13 protein-coding genes and 1 pseudogene are annotated in these 16,529 nt (G+C 46.6%); 5 read left to right on the top strand and 9 right to left on the bottom strand.

Going from position 1 to position 16,529, the window contains the following annotated elements:
* Nucleotides 1–267 precede the first annotated feature (267 nt).
* From glmS to hisF, 7 genes and pseudogenes are all read right to left on the bottom strand, one after another.
* Nucleotides 268–2,112 carry a glutamine--fructose-6-phosphate transaminase (isomerizing) gene (gene glmS / locus AOT82_RS09140; RefSeq protein ID WP_071002739.1) on the bottom strand — a complete coding sequence of 615 codons (1,845 nt, stop codon included), beginning with the start codon at nucleotides 2,110–2,112 and terminating at the stop codon, nucleotides 268–270.
* 183 nt (nucleotides 2,113–2,295) lie between these two features.
* The gene (gene glmU / locus AOT82_RS09145) at nucleotides 2,296–3,672 is read right to left on the bottom strand and encodes a bifunctional UDP-N-acetylglucosamine diphosphorylase/glucosamine-1-phosphate N-acetyltransferase GlmU (RefSeq protein WP_071002740.1); all 1,377 of its coding nucleotides are present in this window, start codon (nucleotides 3,670–3,672) and stop codon (nucleotides 2,296–2,298) included.
* Between the two features lie 167 nt (nucleotides 3,673–3,839).
* Nucleotides 3,840–4,445 carry a phosphatidylglycerophosphatase A family protein gene (locus tag AOT82_RS09150; RefSeq protein WP_071002741.1) on the bottom strand — a complete coding sequence of 202 codons (606 nt, stop codon included), beginning with the start codon at nucleotides 4,443–4,445 and terminating at the stop codon, nucleotides 3,840–3,842.
* A 3-nt stretch (nucleotides 4,446–4,448) separates the two neighbouring features.
* Nucleotides 4,449–5,480: a thiamine-phosphate kinase gene (thiL, locus tag AOT82_RS09155; RefSeq protein ID WP_071002742.1), complete on the bottom strand. Its 1,032-nt coding sequence runs from the start codon at nucleotides 5,478–5,480 to the stop codon at nucleotides 4,449–4,451.
* Nucleotides 5,481–5,509: 29 nt separating this feature from the next.
* Nucleotides 5,510–6,340: pseudogene (nusB, locus tag AOT82_RS13680) on the bottom strand (transcription antitermination factor NusB); the annotation flags it as partial.
* A 216-nt stretch (nucleotides 6,341–6,556) separates the two neighbouring features.
* Nucleotides 6,557–7,075: a 6,7-dimethyl-8-ribityllumazine synthase gene (gene ribH / locus AOT82_RS09165; RefSeq protein WP_071002743.1), complete on the bottom strand. Its 519-nt coding sequence runs from the start codon at nucleotides 7,073–7,075 to the stop codon at nucleotides 6,557–6,559.
* Nucleotides 7,076–7,260: 185 nt separating this feature from the next.
* Nucleotides 7,261–8,043, bottom strand: coding sequence for an imidazole glycerol phosphate synthase subunit HisF (hisF, locus tag AOT82_RS09170; RefSeq protein WP_071002744.1), 783 nt, complete (start codon nucleotides 8,041–8,043; stop codon nucleotides 7,261–7,263).
* A gap of 186 nt (nucleotides 8,044–8,229) precedes the next feature.
* On the opposite strand from hisF, the gene AOT82_RS09175 reads away from it, so the two are divergent.
* Genes AOT82_RS09175 through AOT82_RS09185 form a run of 3 tightly spaced genes read left to right on the top strand, consistent with a single transcriptional unit; the run spans nucleotide 8,230 to nucleotide 10,740 of the window.
* On the top strand, nucleotides 8,230–9,396 hold the full coding sequence (locus AOT82_RS09175; RefSeq protein ID WP_071002745.1) for a homoserine kinase: 1,167 nt from the start codon (nucleotides 8,230–8,232) through the stop codon (nucleotides 9,394–9,396).
* Between the two features lie 48 nt (nucleotides 9,397–9,444).
* Nucleotides 9,445–9,819 (top strand): hypothetical protein, encoded by a 375-nt coding sequence (locus AOT82_RS14110; protein WP_227517134.1) that lies wholly within the window; start codon nucleotides 9,445–9,447, stop codon nucleotides 9,817–9,819.
* Nucleotides 9,820–10,740 (top strand): class II glutamine amidotransferase, encoded by a 921-nt coding sequence (locus AOT82_RS09185; protein WP_071002746.1) that lies wholly within the window; start codon nucleotides 9,820–9,822, stop codon nucleotides 10,738–10,740.
* A 24-nt stretch (nucleotides 10,741–10,764) separates the two neighbouring features.
* Here AOT82_RS09185 and AOT82_RS09190 read toward each other — a convergent pair whose 3' ends face one another.
* Complete coding sequence (locus AOT82_RS09190) at nucleotides 10,765–11,343, bottom strand: YchJ family protein (RefSeq protein WP_071002747.1); 579 nt, start codon at nucleotides 11,341–11,343, stop codon at nucleotides 10,765–10,767.
* 44 nt (nucleotides 11,344–11,387) lie between these two features.
* Nucleotides 11,388–12,104 (bottom strand): metal-dependent hydrolase, encoded by a 717-nt coding sequence (locus AOT82_RS09195; RefSeq protein ID WP_071002748.1) that lies wholly within the window; start codon nucleotides 12,102–12,104, stop codon nucleotides 11,388–11,390.
* A gap of 143 nt (nucleotides 12,105–12,247) precedes the next feature.
* Between AOT82_RS09195 and AOT82_RS09200 the strand changes: the two genes are divergently transcribed.
* Together AOT82_RS09200 and AOT82_RS09205 are read left to right on the top strand one after the other, a co-directional pair.
* Nucleotides 12,248–13,264 (top strand): DUF3025 domain-containing protein, encoded by a 1,017-nt coding sequence (locus tag AOT82_RS09200; RefSeq protein ID WP_227517135.1) that lies wholly within the window; start codon nucleotides 12,248–12,250, stop codon nucleotides 13,262–13,264.
* Nucleotides 13,265–13,599: 335 nt separating this feature from the next.
* Nucleotides 13,600–16,440, top strand: a complete 2,841-nt coding sequence (locus AOT82_RS09205) for an aconitate hydratase (protein WP_071002749.1) — start codon at nucleotides 13,600–13,602, stop codon at nucleotides 16,438–16,440.
* Nucleotides 16,441–16,529: the final 89 nt, after the last annotated feature.

Consider the following 16,529-nt stretch of genomic DNA (forward strand, 5'->3'; position numbering starts at 1 on the left):
TGCTGACATAGGCCTATAGTGGTGTGTTCGTTTAGTCTTGTGACCAAAGACACGGTGAGATCTTCCAAGTGAGAATATATCAGCTATTTTGACAAATGGCTGATAATCTTTCGAAGACTCAGTTGTTGTGGGTCCTTTTCTATTTTTGTTATTCACAAAAAAATCCTTTGCCACCTCGTTGATACAAGATAGCAAAGGATGAATCCTCACACAATAGTGTGACGGGTAATTTATTAATAAAAATTATAATAAAATCAATAACTTGTATTACTCAACCGTCACTGATTTGGCAAGATTGCGTGGCTGATCGACATCAGTACCGCGCATCACGGCCACATGGTAAGACAGTAGCTGTATGGGTACGCTGTAGACGATAGGGGCAAGCGTCTCGCAAACTGCTTTAACATATACTACATGTAGGCGGTCTTCAGCATTGATGTGACTATCTTCACTAGCAAAGACGAACAGTTCGCCGTGACGGGCATGTACTTCTTGCATGTTGGCTTTGAGCTTATCGAGCATACTGTCTTTGGGTGCCAGCACGACGATTGGCATGTCTTTGTCAACAAGCGCTAGCGGACCGTGTTTGAGCTCACCTGCGGCGTAGCCTTCAGCGTGGATATAAGAGATTTCTTTGAGCTTCAATGCGCCTTCCAGAGCGATAGGGAACTGTAGACCGCGCCCTAAAAATAAGCAGCTTTTCTTATCTTCAAAGTGCTCCGCCATCGCTTTGATCGGAGCATCAAGGTGCAAGCTGGCATAGAGTTGACCGGGCAGCTTTTGTAGCTCGCCAAGTAAGGTGCTTAGGTTTGCGCTGTCGATACGCTGCTGTACTGCGCCTGTTTTTAAGACCAATAGCATGAGTGCGACCAGCTGGGTGGTAAAAGCTTTGGTCGATGCTACACCGATCTCAGGACCTGCAAGGGTCGGCAAGAATATGTCTGTCTCGCGAACCAAGGATGAGGTAGGCACGTTACATAGTGCTAGACTAACCAGTCCTGCTGGGTTTTGTTTTTTGATCTCACGCAGGGCTGATAAGGTATCGGCTGTTTCACCAGACTGAGAGATACAAATCACCAGCGAGTTGTCGAGTACTACAGGATTGCGATAGCGGAATTCACTAGCAACCTCAACAGAGCAGGATAGGCGCATCAAGCTCTCAAACCAATATTTAGCAACCATCCCCGCATGATAACTGGTGCCGCAAGCGATGATCTGTACATGCTGTACGCCTGATAATTGCGCTTCATTGCGTGCTAAAAAGTCATCACGCAGGGCTGATGCTTGGCGGTTATCAATCGCCATCTCAAGCGTACGCGCGACTGCATCTGGCTGCTCATAGATTTCTTTGAGCATATAGTGCTTGAACTCGCCTTTGTCAGCATTATGCTGCTTGGCATCGATTTCATGCACTTCGCGGCTGACTTCCTCGCCATTGACATAGACTTTAATACTGTCACGGGTCAATTTGGCAATATCGCCTTCTTCTAGGTACATAAAGCGGTTGGTGACTGGCAGTAGTGCCAGCTGATCTGAGGCGATAAAATTTTCACCAATACCAACACCGATGACCAAAGGCGAGCCTAAACGTACCGCGGCCAGCTCATCTGGTGTGTCCACGTGAATGATGCCTAAAGCAAATGCACCATGCAGCTTAGGAATCACTGCGCGTACCGCTTCTAGCAAATCATTGGTTTGCTCATAAATGTCATGAATCAGATGTGCCACCACTTCGGTGTCGGTCTGTGAGGTAAACTCGTAGCCTTTAGCGATGAGCTCTTTTTTGAGTTCAGCGTAGTTTTCGACGATACCATTGTGAACGACGGCAATCTTACCAGATATGTGCGGATGGGCATTGCGCTGTGCAGGTTCGCCATGCGTGGCCCAGCGAGTATGAGCGATACCAATATGCCCATCAAAAAAATCGGTACTGGCTTCAACCGCATTGACCAAGGCTTGAACCTTGCCCACTTGACGCTCGCGATGTAGCTCACCATCACGAATGACGGTTAAACCAGCCGAATCGTAGCCTCGATATTCTAGACGCTTAAGACCTTCAAGCAAGATATTCGCAATATTGCGTTCAGCAACTGCGCCAACGATTCCACACATGGCATCTCCTTAAATTTGTTTTTTAATAATTCAATATATGATGGTACAAGACTAATAAGTGTCGTTAGCTACCAATGCTCAGTTATTAGCTCAAAAGTATGATGAAGCAGTACTACCACGATTGCCGTACTGCTTAGGTTTACTCAAGAATGACGACGATTGATCAAACTTTCAATAAATCAGTTATTTTTTAGTCGGTCGTTGAAAGTCATTTTTTTGTACCTGACGAGCTCGGCCAAATGCTAAAGCACTACTATCAACGTCTTTGGTAATGACAGAACCTGCAGCGATGGTAGCCGTATCTCCGATGGTTACTGGCGCGACTAGGCTTGCATTGGAACCAATAAAGGCATTATCTCCAATGATGGTCTGCGACTTGTTGACACCGTCGTAATTACAAGTAATGACACCTGCACCGACATTGACGCCTGTGCCGACAGTTGCATCACCGATGTAGCTTAGGTGATTTACTTTACTGCCTTGACCGATTGTTGATTTTTTGATTTCAACAAAGTTACCGACTTTGCTGTTGTCAGACAATACCGTATCAGGACGCAGGTGTGCAAAAGGTCCTATGTCGACACCAGCTCCGATGTCAGCGCGATCAATCACACAGTAAGGCTTAATATAACAAGCATTGCCTATCTGAGCGTTTTTGATGACGCAGCCTGCTTCAATATAGACATTGTCGCCTAAAGTGCAGTCGCCTTCAAATACCACATTGACGTCAATAAACACATCTTGTCCGGCACTCAACGACCCGCGAATATCCACGCGCGTGGGATCGGCAAATTGAACGCCCGCTTCTTGTAGGTCGGCGACTATCTTGCGTTGCCACGTGCGCTCTAGACTTGCGAGTTGTTGGCGGTTATTAACCCCTTCAATCTCAAACGTATGCTCAGGCTCAATCGCGGCAATCGTAATACCATCAGCGACGGCCATTTTGACGATGTCAGTGAGGTAATATTCTTGTTGCGCATTATTGTTAGAGAGCTCTGGCAAATACTTATGCAGTAGGGCGTTGTCTACGCAGTAGATACCACTATTGATCTCTCTAATATTTTGCTCGTCAGCACTGGCATCTTTTTGCTCAACGATGGCTTCAATGTTGCCGTTTTGGTCACGTTTGATACGACCCAACCCGAACGGATTATCGACAGTCAACGTCAGCATAGACATACCGTCAGTATTGGCAGCTTTTAAAGCAGCTAATGTCTGGCAGCTGACCAATGGCACATCACCATATAGAATGAGACTTTTCCCTGATTTCGGTAAATCAGACAGTGTCACTTTGACCGCATGACCTGTTCCTAACTGCTCAGTTTGGGCAACCCAAGTAAACGACGACTGTGTATATTGGTTGGTAATCTCTGACTTTACCTGATCACCGCCAAAACCATGGACAATGATGGTTTCATCAACAGTGAGCTGATTGCAAGTATCTAATACGTGGGCCAATAATGACTTACCAGCTAGGGTCTGCAAAACCTTTGGCTTTGCCGACTGCATGCGAGTGCCTTTACCGGCCGCTAAAATAATTACAGAAAGAGGAGGTGTCATAATAAGCCTACAAATGTAACAAAATATAATGTTGAATTATAGCGTAAAAACTTGCACAAAAAAAATTATGACGTGCAAGCTTTGTAACTTGAATACCCAAAACTTAAGCAAGCAAAATCAAATACGTAAGATGGCTAGACCGAAGTAATGATTTCCGCGGAATAATATTAAAAAGACATAAACATCATCACAATGATGTAAATAATCAACCAAATCACTGCTGCCATAACCCCTGCAATAATGTCATCCAACATTACCCCAAGGCCACCCGCAACCTTTTTGTCTGCCCAGCCAATCGGTGGTGGCTTTAAAATATCAAATACGCGAAATAGGATAAAAGCAGTCGGTAGCCAGCCCCAAAACATCGGCAGCATCATTATCGACAAGGTATTTTCAGACGTAGGAAATACATATGATAATATATAAGATAACGGCAATAGGGTAATCCACATGCCAGCCCATTCATCCCACACAATATGCGGATCATCGTGTACCTGCATCAACTCAGACGTACGCCCGCAAATCCAAACACCAACCAAACAAGATAAAATAGTCAGTACTAAAAAAGGAACGAAACCCAAGCTCATAAGCGGCACGCCCACAATCAGACCACCAACCGTGCCCCACGTACCGGGCGCGCGTCGAGGTAGGCCGCTGCCCAAACCTAGTCCGAGCCAATAAACCATGCGGTCAAGCATACTGGCACCGATTGGTAGAGGCGGGCAGTCATTTGCTTGTCGAATATCAGGCTTAGATAAGTGTTGATCAGTCATGGATTAGCCTGTGAAATGTTGATAACCGGTGAGATTAGGCCACGTAGAGAAGGGGGTAGATTGAGTCGGTGTGACTGGCTGATTTTGATAAAACAGTTCAAGACGTGAGTGATTAGGCGATTTGGCATCTGTCGCAATAGAATCTGCGCGCGCAACGATTTCTCCAATACAAGTGACAGGCGTATTAGAAGTAGGTGGTTCAATATGTGCAGGCAAGGTAAACGCCAATTCGTAGTCATCGCCACCCGCTAATTGACATAACAAACGCTCAGATAACTCTACCGTGGCTAGTGACTTGCTACTCGGTAATTGATCTAAATGAATACGCATACTGACTGAGCTTTGCTGACAGATATGTCCAAGATCTTGATAAAGACCGTCAGAGATATCGATCATCGAGGTTGCGCCAGCTTGTGCCAAGGCGGCACCTAAGGCAATGCGCGGCGTCGGCATGTGCAAGCGATGCGCCAGTTGCTTACCAATAGGGCTATCGGGGTGCTTGAGGGCATAGGCAGCATCACCAAGGGTGCCTGAAACATAGATTTTATCGCCAACTTGTGCCCCTGAGCGATAAACAGCTGGTGTACCTGCGGCAAGCAATCCTTGCGCACTGACACTCAGCACCAATTGCGCACTGCGCGTGGTATCACCGCCAATCAACGTCACGCCAAACAGCTGGCAGGCATGAAACAATCCTTTGGCAAATGTCGTGAGCCATTCATGATTCGCTAGACGCTCAGGCAATGCCAACGCTAGCAAAATACTATGCGGCGTCGCGCCCATCGCTGCAATGTCTGAAACATTAACCGCAACAGCTTTATAACCAATTTCAAACGCAAGCTTATCTACTTGTGCAAAGTCAGCATGAAAGTGACGCCCTTGAACCAATGTATCAATGCAGCTAACCAAGCGTGATCTTGCTGGCAATGCCATCACAGCCGCGTCATCACCGATACCTTTTTCGATACCCGTTAATGGCGCATGCGTGGCCTGCATCTGTGAGAATATACGCTCAATCAGCTCAAACTCGTTCATGGCTAGTCTTAGTCTTTGGTATCGTTAGCGTTTTTCTTGCTCGCCTTGAAGTCACTGATATTGGCACTGGCTTTACTGGCACTACTGCGTTTAACGTTAGCTTTGTTAGCGCTGATACGTGGCTTATTTGATGCAGTCGGTGCATTATCGATCGCGCTTTCTGTTTCAGCAGCCGCTTCGATATTGTCAGCTACCGTTACTTCAGCCGAACTCGCTTCAGATTGTTTAGCCGCCGCTTTTTGTGACGTGCGTAGGTTGGCATTGGTATCTGCTTGTACCTCTAAAGCACGTAGCTCACCAGCCATTTTATCCAATACTGCATTGATCAGTTTGTGAGCGTCAGTCGCGCCAAAGTGATTATTCAGCTTCATCGCTTCATCGAGTACAACCTTGTAAGGAATCTCCATACGGTTTTGTAGCTCGTACGCACCAATTAGCAAAATAGCGTGCTCAACCGTATCTAACTTATCAACCTCACGATCGAGATGCTGGCTGATAAGCGCATCTAGCGCGTCGATCTGCTCTGGGATATCGCGCATCATTTCGTGATAGTAGCCGATATGGACGGTGTGCATAGCGTTGGTTGCGCGCGTGCGTGCCGCGATATCATGCGGTGCATTGTCTTTCCAGCCAAGCTTGCCATCTATATCAAAGCGGCGGTCGGTGACGAGCCACTCGTATAGACCTTGCATAGCAAAGCGGCGCGCCTTACGGATAGCAGTGTGACTGGTCTTGTAAGAAGACTCACTCATATCGAAGGTTTGATCACCTGCACTACTGCTCGCTATACGGGTAGCTTCAGCTTGATTGGCTTGTGCGGTTTTCGCAGCGCTGATAGCGCGCTTGAGTTGGTCAGTCATAGGGGGTCTGTACCTAAATTTTTGAGATGATACCCAGTCAAAATATAAATAACAAAGTAGCTTTTTAGCTTTGTTTATTCAAAATTTTAAAGGGTATAGAAATACGGCGAAAATTCAAAAAATAGCCAATTATCTTGATAGCTGGCGTCATGTTACAAGGTGCTGCTATTGCTCAATAGCAGCACCAGTTAGACTAATAAATTTGAGCTTTAAGGCTTAAGCTTCATCGATATCATCAATATCAAGCTGTGATAGAACAGCAATCATCTCTAATACGACCATCGCAGCTTCAGAGCCTTTATTACCTGCTTTGGTACCGGAGCGCTCGATAGCTTGCTCGATGCTGTCAGTAGTGATGATACCGTTGGCGACAGGAATATTATAATCCATTGCCACAGCGCTCAAACCTTTGGCCGACTCGCTGGCTACAATATCAAAATGTGGCGTGCTGCCACGGATGATTGCACCCAATGCCACAATGGCGTCAAAACGATCTGATTCCGCAGCACGCTGGGCCACAAGTGGCAGCTCGAATGCTCCAGGCACACGAATAACAGTAATGTTGCTACCCAATACACCATGACGGAGTAGGGCATCAATCGCACCATCAACCAATGACTCAACGACAAAACCATTAAAACGACCGACGACAATACCAATGCGCGCGTCAGCGTTTTGATGCAAGTTACCATCGATATGAGTCACGTCGTTGCACTGCTGTTGTAAATTCGACATAAAAAATCCTTTGCTTAATAAGCGTTCAATTGAAATATAGGCATCAATAAATAGCTAAACAGTCTGATGCGTTCAATCGACTTGGCCGCCTATTATTTTGGCGTTGCTCTAGTTAATTGAACGAAAATAAATGGTTAGCACTATGATAGCATTTTTTTGGGTGTTATTTGTATTTTACGAGCGTGCTACAGACGCATCTGTATCCCTTGTGCTGCCATATAGGCTTTGGCCTCCGACACGGTATACTCACCAAAGTGAAAAATACTGGCGGCAAGTACCGCATCGACGCCGCCTTCTAACACGCCTTCTGCCAAATGTTGCAGGTTGCCGACGCCGCCTGAGGCAATGACGGGCACATTGACGCGGCTCGTAATTTGTTGCATGAGTGCCAAATCGTAGCCTTTTTTGGTGCCATCACCGTCCATTGAGGTGACCAGCAATTCACCAGCGCCCAGCTCAGCCATTTTGCTCGCCCAAGCGACGGCATCGATACCGGTTGGCTTACGGCCACCATGGGTGAAAATCTCCCAACGCGGCACAGTAATCCCATCGACGTTGATGTCAGCGACGCGTTTGGCATCGATGGCCACAACGATACATTGGTTGCCAAACTTCTGCGCGGCTTCACCGACGAACTCAGGCGTAAATACCGCAGCTGAGTTAATTGCGACTTTATCTGCGCCCGCATTGAGCAAATTGCGGATATCAGCGATTTTTCGCACGCCGCCGCCTACGGTGAGTGGGACAAATACCGTTTCAGCCATACGCTCGACCGTATGATAAGTGGTATCGCGCTCGTCATTGGTCGCAGTAATATCCAAAAAAGTAATCTCATCAGCGCCTTGTTCATTGTAGCGGCGAGCGACTTCGACAGGGTCGCCTGCGTCTTTGATATCGACAAACTGTACGCCTTTGACCACGCGGCCATTGTCAACGTCCAAGCAAGGAATGATACGCTTTGCTAACATAGGGTCTTTCACCTTATAATCAATTCATAGGCGCTAGTCTAGCAAAATCACTGCTATTTCAGGCAGGTTTTCGCAAGATTATTACGCTTTTCACCATCGTTTTATGATGTGCGGTACAATTGCGGTCATTACCGCATCAATTTATTCTATCTAACCTCTTTACCCAATTGCTATAAGTGAGATGTCATGTCCGTCTATACCCAGTTAACCGATGATCAGTTTGCCGCCTTTTGCCAAAGTTTTGGCGTATCGTTTGCCCGCGCGATTCCGATCACTCAAGGTATTAAAAACTCAAACTGGTTTATTCAAACGACTGACGATGTAGACGGCACCTACTCTTACGTGTTTACATTATTTGAAGAGCGTCCTCCTGCTGATATCGAAAAAATGGCCGTTATCCTCAATCAGTTAAATGGCAAATTACCAGTCGCCGCACCGTTAGCCGTTATTGAGTCAAATGGTTCGCGAACAGATGGTGATGATAAACGCTATGTCATCCATTATGAAGACAAAGCCATCACTTTAGTGCCGTGTCTAGCAGGCTCACATCCCGAGCAAACTACGCAAGCGATGTGTCACGATATTGGCGCAGCATTGGCGACGCTACATGAGACGCTGCAAGCATTGCAGCCAAGTGAGCAGTACGGCGTGCCTTTGTATCCATGGAGCGACGTGCGTGACCGTGAAATGCAGTTCATGCCAGGTGACGAAGCCAAGCTGATGAGCGATATTTGGCGCGCTTATTCAGAGCTGCCATTAGATACCTTGCCAAAAGGTCTATGCCATTTAGATATGTTTGCCGACAATACCTTATGGAATCTACAAAAAGGCGAGGCGCGTCTGACAGGTCTACTAGACTTCACCGAAGTCAGCGTCGAGCATTACGTGATGGATATTGCGATCACTATCAATGATTTTTGTACCACGTGGGGCGGCGCAGAACAAGGTGAATCTGTGAACTTTGACCGCAGTAAAATGGCAGCGTTCTTACAAGGTTATGAATCGATACGTCCACTCAATGGTGAGGAAAAACGTGCACTACCTGTGATGCTAGCAAAAGCGGCCGTGATTTTTTGGTTATTGCGCCTCAATGTGATTCATTACAACCGTACCGAAGGTCGTACGGGTGATAACATCATGGTCAAAAACCCTGACCTAATGAAGCGTCTGGCCGCTTACCATTGGGCGCATGTTGAAAAGTCGCAAAACACCGTATTTGTACTATTAAGCAAACCAGACAATCAAATAGTCGGTGTGTTTAGCAGTATTACCCAAGCTGAGCAAGCACATGATCACTTAACCAACACCAATGATTTTACGATTGAAACATATACGTTAGACCAATTGGCATAAGTATGTTTTACTCAGGTATGTACCTACCAACACTTTGAAGGCGATCCCATGACCGATCACGTTGACAACTGGCACAAACTGGCGCGCTTTGATACCAATATACAAGGCGAGCTGCATGCCAATCTATTACGTAATAACGGCATAACCGTGTCCTTGCAGCCGCTCAGCGCAATCCCTGGTATGAACTCGGGTATCGTTCTCTGGGTAGAAGACACCGTCTTGGCAGAAGCTCAGCGCATTTTGGATACCATCCCAACTGATGGTGCCGCTTTGCTTGATGAGATGAGTGATGCTGACTTTGATGCGCTATCTGCCAATCAAAGCAATGCTACTCAAGGCAATGCTACTCAAGGCAATGCTACTCAAGGCAATGCTACTCAAGGTAACTCAATAATAGATGACAATAACGGCGGTACTTTATAAATGTGTCAACTCTTAGGAATGAACTGTAATACCCCAACAGATATTGGTTTTAGCTTTGCAGGGTTTCGCAAGCGCGGCGGTATGACGGACAGTCATGAAGATGGCTTTGGTATTGCGTTTTTTGAGCGCAGCGAATGCAGCAATAATGACAAAACCAATGATGAGACGGCAAATGACTCAACGGGTCTGCGTTTGTTTCATGATAATCGTCCAAGCCATCTATCGCCAGTCGCTGATTTGGTTAACAACTATCCAATCAAAGCCATGAACGTTATTGCGCATATTCGTAAAGCGACGCAAGGGCAGAACTGCTTGGCAAACACCCATCCATTCGTCCGTGAAGTCTGGGGCGAACAGTGGGTATTTGCGCACAATGGACAGATGAATAGCGAATTTATCAAACGCTGTCAGCGCTTGCAAGACAACGGCAATGCCGCGCATTGTCAACCAGTAGGCAGTACTGATTCTGAGATGGCATTCTGCTATTTGGTCAATCGTTTAAAGAGCAGCTTTAAAACCCGTCCTGATGACAAGACACTGTTTAATTTTTTGACCACGCAATGTCGCTATCTATCGGCCAATGGGTTATTTAATTGCTTAATATCCAATGGCAGGTGGCAACTGGCGTATGCAGGTAGCTTACTGTTTTATCTCACGCGCAAAGCGCCATTTGGTGAAGCCAAACTGGCGGACGATGATATGGCGATTAATTTTAGCGATGTCACCACCGATACCGATAAGGTGACGATTTTGGTGACCGTGCCATTGACTGAAAATGAGAAGTGGCAGCAGCTCGCCGTCAATGAATGCTTAATCTTTCAAGATGGTGACGTCATTTATAAAGACAGCCCAAGTCAGCGCAAGTTTTTGACCGTTGAGGAAGGGATTGCGATTGCAAGGGAAGTTGGGGCGAGTGTTTAGCGGTCAATGGATATCTAACGTTGTTTAAATATAAACCCCACAACACCGCTTAAACTTCTCCCCTGAGCCACAAATACACGGCTGTTTTTGGCTCACGTTCATGCGCACGGTCGGGTCGATAAAGTACCAGCGTGCATCTTGATTAGTTTTGTTTGTAACCTTTACGAAAGCAGACAACTCGTGGTGCGCTTGTATTTTTCCTGCTAAATCATTTGTATTATCTTTGGTATTAAAATAAGCCTTAAACTCAACCTGTGCATGTCTTTTACCAAGCTTTGGCTTGTGTTCTACAATCTCTAATCCTGCCCAATCGGTCTTGGTGGCCCATTCCTCAATTGCTGTCACATCAAGTAAGCTTTGCTGCGCGGGTAGTGTGGTTTTGACGATGTATTCTGGCTTGATAAGCACAAAAGCGCTATAACGCGTGCACATCAGCCGCTCCGCCGTTTCTGCCTGTACGCCGTCAGTTTTATCCGCTTCTTTATTTAACAGGCTGTCATGATAAGGCTGACAGCAGTCTTTATAAAGTAGGGGCGCGGTGGTGGTTTCTGACGCGGGGTTGATTTGGCAAGGGCAGGTTTGGAGGGCGGCAGAAGTCGACATAGTGTACTCTCATTATTTATCATTTTTTGCTGGTAGAGGCGGCCTTAACTTCGCCAGCCTTTTATCAATTCTGGCCATAGACCGAGCTTAAGCTTTGCCCAAGCTGCAGGATCACTGACCTGTTGCCAAAAGGTGTCAAACGGCGGCGCGATATATAACAATAACGCCAAAATAACGTATAGCAGCAAATACCACCATTTGTCTTTATGCTGATAAAACTTCATCGCCGTACCCGACGAGCGCTTCATTTTCATATTGGACAAATTGACGCTATACAATTCGTCCAATGATAAATGCACCATCGCGCCACCAAATAAAAACAGACCATAAAACCAACTGGTTGTCAGCGGTAGATGCAGACCATAATAGCTTAGACAGGTTAACCCCAGTCCAAGTATCGCCATATAAGGCACAGAGTGGATAACGCCGCGATGTACGGTCATGGTGGTAAAAATATGAAAGATCACATAACGCATAAAACCATAACCCGCCAGCCATAATGCGATCAATGCGAGCAAGCTCAAATCACTACGCCAATGCATGACCAAGCCAAAGGCAAAGACAAACGAGGTAATATTAAAACCCAGCTTAATCGGTGTTGAATTATCTGAATCCAAATCTGGTAGCAATCCACCGATGGTACCAAGCGCCACGCATACTAAAAACCCTGAATCATCAATCAATCCAGCTTTATAAACCGTCAAACTCAGGGTGCCGCTGACCATAAAAGCGACGTTTAAGTGGGTATTAAAATTTGCCATGTTTCTTCTTTATCCGTTATCTCGTTATTCATCATCTCTTGATAAGACGTACAGCCTGTTTGCCTAGCGCCAAAAAAGCGCTCTATGATAGCATAGGCCACTTTGCTATAGGCTCTAAGATAATTACTGCGACGATGCTTACTATGACTACTTCTACTTCTACTTCGACAAATCACAATTTTGCTAGCGCTCTTACTGAGCGGCGATTAGAGGCCAGCTTTGCCAATATCGATTGGCACGCGCCTTGGGTATATCATTTAAGTCAGCTTGATTATCTTAGTGAAACGATAAGCAGTTTAAGCCGCTCGTCTGACAATCAAGTGAATTCTGATAGGTATATTAACGATAATCAGCAAACAGCTAGTATCGCTAAAGTATTAAACCAAGCGCTAACGCAGCAAGGCGCGGCGGATAGACAGTCGCTACCTAGGACTAAACCTAGCGCTGATAATCACCCTCATACTCTTCAGTTTGTCTCTCAAAACGCATTGCCCGATGGCGAAGCTTACGAGCATTTCATCGGTACAACTGGCAAGATTCCGACGCGCGATAACCTACATGATTTATTTAACGGCAGTATTTGGCTCACCTTTCCCAAGACCAAGGCCATGCTCAATTATCATCACATGCTTGAGATTGCCAAATGTAGTGAAGAGCCAACTGGTAGTAAAAACCGTGGCCGCGTGCGCGATACCATCACCGTGTTTGATGAGAACGGTGCAATTTTAGTGACCTCTGATACTAGCATTGGTGAGGCTTTGATCGACTTTGATTGGCAAAACAGTCTAGTCAAACCAAGAAAGTATTGGGATAAAATGGATAACCCTAGCAAAGACGCTAAAGCTGCGGTTTATATTTTTGGTCATGCCCTCCTTGAGCAATTGATAGCGCCGCGTAAGCCGTTGTGCGCGCATAGCGTGGTCATTCACGTTAGCCAAGATTTCTTTGCTTTGTCAACGCAGCAGCGCATCGCCTTTTTGGATGATAAATTGGCTGATTATATGAATGAATTATTATCAAAGGACGCAGTCACACCGCGTCATTTATCGCCATTGCCCATTTTAGGTGTGCCGCATTTTTGGTCCGACAATAGCGAGGTCAGCTTTTATGAGGACACTTTTGTCTTTCGTAGCGGTCGCCATCGGCCCAAAGGACGTTAGCAGTGACTCATAAACCTTTCATCTGCCTTTTCTTAAGGCTTATTTCGGTTACGATTCTGCCACCATATGCCTACGCCTAGACGTTAACAAACGCCTACTTATTTGTTATGGTAAAAGAACGCTGCTACTAACAGCAAAAGGAACGCACACCTATTCTGTTGAGCAAGCGCCTTATTAAAATCAATTAAACTGATGTTATTATTTAAGTAAATCCTGCAGATCTATTTTTCTACTTGCCAACTACAAATGTTGTCATGTATGAAAAAGATAGCTCAGACAGATCCATTAGCCACCGTTATAACAATAATTTCTACCCTGTAGATAAGGAAGCTACCATGAGTGATATTTTTAATGTAAAAGACACCATTTCGGTCGATGGCAAGGAGCATGCCTATTATAGCTTGCCCAAACTTGCCGAGACTTACGACAATATCAATACGCTACCATACTGTATGAAAGTCGTACTAGAGAACCTATTGCGTAACGAAGATGATGGTCAGTCTGTCGGCAAAAACCACATCGAAGCAGTGGCCAACTGGGACGCTGGCACTGAGGCGTCCAAAGAGATTGCCTTTATGCCAGCACGCGTGGTGCTGCAAGATTTCACCGGCGTGCCATCAGTCGTCGATTTAGCAGCGATGCGCGATGCAGTGGTTGAGCTTGGCGGGAAGGCTGAGCAGATTAACCCATTTATCCCTAGTGAGCTGGTCGTCGATCACTCTGTACAGGTCGATGCTTATGGCCGCGAAGATGCGCTCGATCTCAACGAAAAGATTGAATTTAAACGCAACAACGAGCGTTATGAGTTTCTCCATTGGGGCCGAAATGCCTTTGAGAACTTTGTCGTTGTCCCGCCAGCGACGGGTATCGTGCATCAGGTCAACCTTGAGTATCTTGCGCGCGTTGTGATGGCAGCGGATGTTGATGGCGAGCTGATGGCGTATCCAGATACGGTATTTGGTACCGACAGTCACACGACGATGATTAATGGTATCGGTGTGCTTGGTTGGGGCGTTGGCGGTATCGAAGCTGAAGCGGCGATGCTCGGTCAGCCGTCTTCGATGCTCATCCCGCAAGTGGTTGGCTTTGAGCTGACAGGCAAACTCAGTGAAGGCGTCACCGCAACGGATCTCGTCTTGCGTGTGGTCGAGATGCTACGAGCACATGGCGTGGTCGGTAAGTTTGTCGAATTCTACGGTGAAGGCTTGCATCAAATGCCATTAGCGGATCGGGCGACGATTGCCAATATGTCGCCAGAATATGGCGCGACTTGTGGTATCTTCCCGATTGACCAAATGGCGATTGACTATCTGCGTCTATCAGGCCGTGACGAAGCGCAAATTGAGCTGGTCGAAAAATATGCCAAGGCGCAAGGCTTATGGCATGATGCCGATACGCCAGCGGCGACTTACTCGAGCAAGCTAGAGCTCGATCTATCGTCAGTACAACCAGCATTAGCAGGGCCGAACTTGCCGCAGCAGCGTATCAACCTGTCTGATATGCATGAGAAGTTTGGCGAAACGCTAGAAAAAATGACCAAAGACCGCAAGTCAGAAGTCGAAGGCAAAGTACGCTTTGACCAAGAAGGCGGCGAGCAAGAGCAAGCGGAACACTTGGCAGCTGAACCAAAGATCGACGTTGACACCGAAACTGACGATAGCAAAGGCTACCAGCCAGCCAATAACGTGTTCTCAAGCGTTAATATTGACGAAAAAGAGCACAAATTGCGCGATGGTTCAGTCGTGATTGCCGCTATTACCTCTTGTACCAACACCTCGAACCCAGCCGTCATGATTGGTGCTGGATTGGTCGCCAAAAAGGCCGCTGCCAAAGGCCTCAAAGCCAAGCCTTGGGTTAAGACCTCATTGGCACCTGGGTCAAAAGTAGTCACCGATTATCTTGAAAAAACCAAACTGATGGATGAGCTCGAAAAAACAGGTTTTTATTTGGTCGGTTACGGTTGTACCACGTGTATTGGTAATTCAGGTCCGCTTCCTGATGTGATCGAAAAAGGCATCGAAGAGAACGATTTAGTCGCTGCCGCGGTCTTGTCAGGTAACCGTAACTTTGAAGGTCGTATTCACTCACACGTCAAGGCCAGCTACCTAGCATCGCCGCCATTGGTTGTCGCTTATGCCTTAGCAGGTACAGTCGATATTGACTTGACTACCCACCCACTCGGTCAAGACCAAGACGGCAATGATGTCTATCTAAAAGACATTTGGCCAACGTCAGATGAGATCAACGAGCTGATTGCCAATAATATCGATGCTGATATGTTCCGTAAAAACTATGGTGAAGTGTTCGACGGTAGTAAAGAGTGGAACGCGATTAGCTCAGCCGATAGCCAGCTATATCCATGGGATGAAGGCTCAACGTACATCAAAAATCCACCGTTCTTCGATGGTATGACCATGGAGCCAGAGGGTATCCCTGATATCGAAGGTGCGCGTATCTTAGGTCTGTTTGGTGACTCAATCACCACCGACCATATCTCACCTGCGGGCAATATTGATCCAAATTCACCAGCAGGTAAGTACCTGCAAGAGCGCGGCGTCATGGAAGCGGACTTCAACAGTTATGGCTCACGCCGTGGTAATGATGCAGTCATGACTCGTGGTACCTTTGCCAATATCCGTATCAAAAACCAAATGATGGGCGGCAAAGAAGGCGGTTATACCTATTACTTCAAAGATGATAAGTCGACGCTACAAGATGGCGAAGAAATGGCTATCTATGATGCAGCGATGAAGTATAAAGAAGACAAGCGTCCGCTCGTCGTCCTCGGCGGGGCGGAGTATGGCTCAGGCTCTAGTCGTGACTGGGCAGCGAAGGGTACCATTCTGCTTGGTGTCAAAGCGGTACTCACCACTTCATTTGAGCGTATTCACCGTTCAAACCTAGTTGGTATGGGTGTGCTGCCATTGACTTTCAAAGATGGCGAAGACGCTCAAACCTACAAGCTCGATGGCTCTGAAGTACTGAGCATCACTGGCCTAAACAATGGCGAGAGCAAAACCGCTCAAGTCACTGCCACCCGCGCCGATGGCTCGACCGAAACCTTTGAGGTCAATGTCGGCCTACAGACACCAAAAGAGCGCGAATACGTGCGTCATGGTGGCGTGTTGCACTATGTACTGCGTCAATTGGCAAGCGAGAGCAAAGAAGCAGGCTAATCGCTAGTTATACTCAATATGGAATGTAAGTATCATAAAAAATGCTCAGCCGATTGGTTGAGCATTTTTTTGTCCGCTACGATTTTCAT

The sequence above is a fragment of the Psychrobacter sp. AntiMn-1 genome, from assembly GCF_001854065.1.
Classification (GTDB): Bacteria; Pseudomonadota; Gammaproteobacteria; order Pseudomonadales; family Moraxellaceae; genus Psychrobacter; species Psychrobacter pacificensis.

What these genes read in the sequence shown, in the direction of transcription:
- glmS (WP_071002739.1), bottom strand. Translation starts at nt 2,112, where the DNA reads ATGTGTGGAATCGTTGGCGCAGTTGCTGAACGCAATATTGCGAATATC.
- glmU (WP_071002740.1), bottom strand. Translation starts at nt 3,672, where the DNA reads ATGACACCTCCTCTTTCTGTAATTATTTTAGCGGCCGGTAAAGGCACT.
- AOT82_RS09150 (WP_071002741.1), bottom strand. Translation starts at nt 4,445, where the DNA reads ATGACTGATCAACACTTATCTAAGCCTGATATTCGACAAGCAAATGAC.
- thiL (WP_071002742.1), bottom strand. Translation starts at nt 5,480, where the DNA reads ATGAACGAGTTTGAGCTGATTGAGCGTATATTCTCACAGATGCAGGCC.
- ribH (WP_071002743.1), bottom strand. Translation starts at nt 7,075, where the DNA reads ATGTCGAATTTACAACAGCAGTGCAACGACGTGACTCATATCGATGGT.
- hisF (WP_071002744.1), bottom strand. Translation starts at nt 8,043, where the DNA reads ATGTTAGCAAAGCGTATCATTCCTTGCTTGGACGTTGACAATGGCCGC.
- AOT82_RS09175 (WP_071002745.1), top strand. Translation starts at nt 8,230, where the DNA reads ATGTCCGTCTATACCCAGTTAACCGATGATCAGTTTGCCGCCTTTTGC.
- AOT82_RS14110 (WP_227517134.1), top strand. Translation starts at nt 9,445, where the DNA reads ATGACCGATCACGTTGACAACTGGCACAAACTGGCGCGCTTTGATACC.
- AOT82_RS09185 (WP_071002746.1), top strand. Translation starts at nt 9,820, where the DNA reads ATGTGTCAACTCTTAGGAATGAACTGTAATACCCCAACAGATATTGGT.
- AOT82_RS09190 (WP_071002747.1), bottom strand. Translation starts at nt 11,343, where the DNA reads ATGTCGACTTCTGCCGCCCTCCAAACCTGCCCTTGCCAAATCAACCCC.
- AOT82_RS09195 (WP_071002748.1), bottom strand. Translation starts at nt 12,104, where the DNA reads ATGGCAAATTTTAATACCCACTTAAACGTCGCTTTTATGGTCAGCGGC.
- AOT82_RS09200 (WP_227517135.1), top strand. Translation starts at nt 12,248, where the DNA reads ATGACTACTTCTACTTCTACTTCGACAAATCACAATTTTGCTAGCGCT.
- AOT82_RS09205 (WP_071002749.1), top strand. Translation starts at nt 13,600, where the DNA reads ATGAGTGATATTTTTAATGTAAAAGACACCATTTCGGTCGATGGCAAG.